This window comes from Streptomyces sp. NPDC048269 (genome assembly GCF_040652395.1).
Taxonomy (GTDB): Bacteria; Actinomycetota; Actinomycetes; order Streptomycetales; family Streptomycetaceae; genus Streptomyces.
Map to the genome: position 1 here is coordinate 1 of NZ_JBEZLW010000110.1, position 4,001 is coordinate 4,001.

General features: G+C 68.8%; 4 protein-coding genes and 2 pseudogenes. 1 reads left to right on the forward strand and 5 read right to left on the reverse strand.

All coding sequences use genetic code 11. The features are described from left to right. Positions 1 to 295 precede the first annotated feature (295 nt). Positions 296 to 721, reverse strand: coding sequence for a hypothetical protein (locus tag AB0D48_RS37235; protein ID WP_362407758.1), 426 nt, complete (start codon positions 719 to 721; stop codon positions 296 to 298). Positions 722 to 1,001: 280 nt separating this feature from the next. Between AB0D48_RS37235 and AB0D48_RS37240 the strand changes: the two are divergent. Then, positions 1,002 to 1,631 (forward strand): annotated as a pseudogene (locus AB0D48_RS37240) (IS110 family transposase); the annotation flags it as partial. 655 nt (positions 1,632 to 2,286) lie between these two features. On the opposite strand, the pseudogene AB0D48_RS37245 reads toward AB0D48_RS37240, so the two are convergent. From AB0D48_RS37245 to AB0D48_RS37260, 4 genes and pseudogenes are all read right to left on the reverse strand, one after another. After that, positions 2,287 to 2,382, reverse strand: a pseudogene (locus tag AB0D48_RS37245) (IS5/IS1182 family transposase); the annotation flags it as partial. Between the two features lie 197 nt (positions 2,383 to 2,579). Beyond that, positions 2,580 to 2,900 carry a CPCC family cysteine-rich protein gene (locus tag AB0D48_RS37250; protein ID WP_362407761.1) on the reverse strand — a complete coding sequence of 107 codons (321 nt, stop codon included), beginning with the start codon at positions 2,898 to 2,900 and terminating at the stop codon, positions 2,580 to 2,582. Positions 2,901 to 3,173: 273 nt separating this feature from the next. Then, positions 3,174 to 3,464 (reverse strand): hypothetical protein, encoded by a 291-nt coding sequence (locus AB0D48_RS37255; protein WP_362407764.1) that lies wholly within the window; start codon positions 3,462 to 3,464, stop codon positions 3,174 to 3,176. Continuing rightward, positions 3,461 to 3,817 carry a hypothetical protein gene (locus AB0D48_RS37260; protein WP_362407767.1) on the reverse strand — a complete coding sequence of 119 codons (357 nt, stop codon included), beginning with the start codon at positions 3,815 to 3,817 and terminating at the stop codon, positions 3,461 to 3,463. Before AB0D48_RS37260 ends, AB0D48_RS37255 begins: the two co-directional genes overlap by 4 nt. Positions 3,818 to 4,001 lie beyond the last annotated feature (184 nt).

Genomic DNA, 4,001 nt, shown 5'->3' on the forward strand with positions numbered 1-4,001 from the left:
GACTCTATCAGACTCTTTCGGGCCCGATTTCCTCGGTGCTTTCCAGGTCCTGCGCTTTCGCGCTTTCCCTTTCCGGCGGTTCCGACTCTATCAGAAGTTCTCCACCGGATTTCCCGGCTTCGATTCCCGAATGAAGAGTCGACTGTCCCCACACGAAACGAGATTCCTTGTGGGGTCGCTGCCGAGCTTGTCCAACTCGAGGCAACTGCTTGACTCTACAACCGTGCCCAGGGGGTGTCAAAACCGGGACAGGCCACGGTCTGCGGGTCGGGGGCGAGCACGTCGGGGGAGACGGTCACCGCGCTCGCCAGATCGCGGCCGTCGTCGAGCCACACGGCATCGCGACGGGGCCCCCGGCCGCCAACGCCACCCTGCACTCGCAGGCGTTGATCCGTGTCACGGTGTCGACCACCAGGCGGCCGCCCGCTGCCAGGACCTCCCGGTAGTCGACGACCGCGTCGTGCCTCCTGACCACCACCTGGTGCAGGCGGATCCAGTGGCCCGACGAGGGTGCCGGCCAGGAGGCGGCGACGTGGCTGGAAGCCCGAGGCTGCCACACCGTCCCGCGCTGCGCCCGCCCCAACCTCCCCGCGCACCGCCAGCTGCGGCATGACCGAGCGCGGTACACCCACGCCCGTGCCCCCGGCGCCGTACGCCCGGTCATCGCCCGGGCGTTCTGGCCGCAGCCCGTGCTCTGGGTGCTGGTGTTGATGGTGGCCATTGCCGGTCTGCCCCATCGGTTGGCAGACCTGGTTGAGCGGCGAACTGCCCAGCAGCGAGCGGAGCCCCCGTTACCTAACTCGTGGCTCCGCAATGCGGCCTCCGGCCTTCGGCTCCAGCATGACGTTCCCCCCTTGCTGTTCATGATCCGGCGCGGGGTGTCACCGGGCCCGGAGGCATCGACGGACCGCTGATGAGGGGCTTGAGCACCGGCTTCACCCGAGCCGGAAGAGCTCTCCGTACGTGGACGTGGCAGCTCGGTGCCGTGGCAGGCCGGACGAATGCGTGAGCGGAGGGGCCTGCACGTGATCGACACCGGCGACATCGACGTCTTCCTCGGCCTGGACGTCGGCGGGGCGAGCAGCACGCCATCGCCATCACGCCAACGGGGAAGAATGCCTTCGACACGCGCCTGCCCAACACCGAACCCGAACTCCGCGAGCTCGTCGCGAAACTCCAGGCCAAGCACGGAACGGTGCTGGTCGCGGTCGACCCGCCGGCCTCGAGCGGCGCCCTGCCGCTGGCGGTCGCCCGGGACGTGGGCTGCCCGGTCGCCTACCTTCCGGGGCTGACGATGCGGCGGATCGCCGGCCTCTACCCAGGTGAGGCCAAGACCGACGCGAAGGACGCGTTCATCAGCGCCGACGCAGCCTGCGCGTTGCCCCACGCTGCGGGCCATCGATGGCGGGGACGAGACGATCGCCGGGCTGGAGATGATCGTGGGCTTCGACGACGACCTGGCCGGCGAGGCCACCCGGGTCGCCAACCGGCTCCAGGGCCTGCTGACCCAGATCCATCCGTCCCTGGAACGGGTGCTGGGGCCGCGGCTGCAGCACCCGGCCGTCCTCACGCTGTTGGAACGGTTCGGATCCCCGGCCCAGAGCTTCTGCAAGGCCGGCCGACGGCGGCTGATCACCCTGTTCCGGCCGAAGGCTCGACGGGCCGACGTCTCTTCGCGATGCTCCCCGACGGCACCTTCTACGAACACCGGCCGGCGACTGCCATCAGTCGTTCATCGAGTCGGCGTAGCCCCATGAGGGCTGTTCACCACCATGGCCAGTGATCCAGCGGCAAGGTAGTAGTGACCTGGGTGGTACTCGACGTGCTGGTGACCGCCGTCGTCCATCTCAGCTATCGACCGCAGTTCGTCAGCGAGTGCGCTCAAGCCCGTTCGGTCGCCCTCGATCAGTAGAGCGCGGCGTTCCGAGTCAACTCCGATACGGACACCCGGTCCACTGCGGACCAGTACCTCGACTGACGCCAGTTCAGTGCCACCGAAGCTGGGTTCAGCCGAAGCTGAAGTCTCCGTGATCCCCCTTCCCGTGCTGAGAGCGAGGGCCAAGCCGACGAGCTCCGTCGCGCCGCCCGAGAGGTCTACCCCGCCTTCATCAGGGAAGAACAACACCCTCATCCGTCACAACCCCTTCGGCTCCACAGTGCAGGCTCCCGTTCAAGGCCAGCGCGTAACGGACCATACTCACAGGTCATGCCCGCGATCCGGGTGGGCAGGCCGAACGGCTGCGGCACCAAGGACGGCACGTCGGTCGAGCGAAGCTCACCAGACACCTGCCCGGGAGTGAGGACAAAGGCCAGCGGCCGGCACCGGCCGTCAGGCGCGGGGTCGATCTTCGTAGTCAGCCCGCAGCGGGACTCTCCCGGGGCGTGATCGTGCGGCTCGCCGACCGCGGCCCCCCTTCGCGGGCCCCGACGGCGTGCTGGTGGGCTCCGGAGGATGGTCGAGTCGCTGGCGGCGACCGAGTCCGGGTCGTCCTCGCTATCGGCCTGGGCGAGCAGGGCGGCAAAAGCGCGTGCCCAGGTGCGGCCGACAACGACAACGCGGGCTGCCGGACGCTACTGCCCTATTCGGCCAGGTGTGGAATCTGGCGCCGCGCTTCCGACCGCCACAGCCCTTCACCACCGCGCGCGACGGACTCATCGCGTTCCTCGGCTACGTCCTCCAGGTACTCCAGCCGGGCCTGCGTCAGGCTCAGTCGACCGTTGGGCCCACCCCGGACGAAGTGTGCGTCTGCATCATCCTGTCCATCGTCCTCCCAGCCGCACTCCGGACATATCTCGAAGTCGGCCCGCTTCTGCAGCGTCCACCGGAAACAGCACGGGCACGCGACAAGGCCGTCTGCGGTGTCAATCGAGGGAACACTGGTCGGTTCTTCAGAAGCCATGACCGCCATCGTTCCGCCCTCCCGGACGATCCACAAGGAACGGCCCAGCTGGGCCGCCGGCCGAGGTCCGGAGTCGTCGGGCAGGCCGAGGAGCTGCGGGTAAGGGTTGTGAGCGTGGACGCGATCTCCGCTGCCTCGGGCGACTACCACCCAAGACCGGCTGCCGACGCGGGGCGGCTCGCTGCGGACCGCCGCGGCGGGACCCGGTGGAGCGCCTCGGCTCGCCCGGCCCGCGCGCTCGGCGCCAGTGCATGCCGGGACGCCGACGGGTTGTCAGAGGTTGACGCGCTTCAGGTAGACCCGGCTCCGGTGCGGGATGGTCTGGTACCAGAGCATCAGGTGCTCGTCTTCGTACGTACGCAGCCGCATGGGGTGCGGGTCTTCGTAAAGGCTGCCGTCCTTGGGGTCGATGGCCATCGCCGCCAGGTCGACCAGGCCGTCCATCACGGCGCTGACGAAGTGCTGTTGCTCCGCCGGCATGTCCCCGAGCACCCACAGCCGGCTCGGATCGCATTCCCAGGCCCAGCCGCTGTCGTTCTCGACGCCTTCACCCCGCGGAGTCACTGACCGATCTCGCGCTGGGCCTCGGCCAGGATGCGGCTGCTGGTCTCCATCGCGGCCCGGAACTCCGACTCCGTGGCGGCGGGATCTCCCGCGACACGTTCCGCCTCGTGGAGCGCTGCCGCACGCGCCGGCCAGCGGTGGATCGCCACGTGAGTGGCCCACTTGATCAGGAAGAACCGCAGTGGATTGATGGCGCCGGTCTCCGCGGCGCGGTCGAACGCCTCGTTGCATTCCTTGTCCAGCACGGCGAGGTTGGCCATGTCGATCCGGCGCACGGCGTCCCGCAGGGCTTCCCGCGTCATGGCCGGCTGGGGGATGAGGGGTCCGTCGTCTTCCAGCTGCTGTGCTGTCATCGCGTCCTCCAGGGGAACGCGGTCAGGATACCCAGTCGGCTCGGGCGATCTGGCGGTAAACGCAGAAAAGCCCCGCACCGGACCCCGAGGGGTCTGGTGCGGGGCTTCCGCAATGATTGTTCGGCGGCGTCCTACTCTCCCACAGGGTCCCCCCTGCAGTACCATCGGCGCTGAAAGGCTTAGC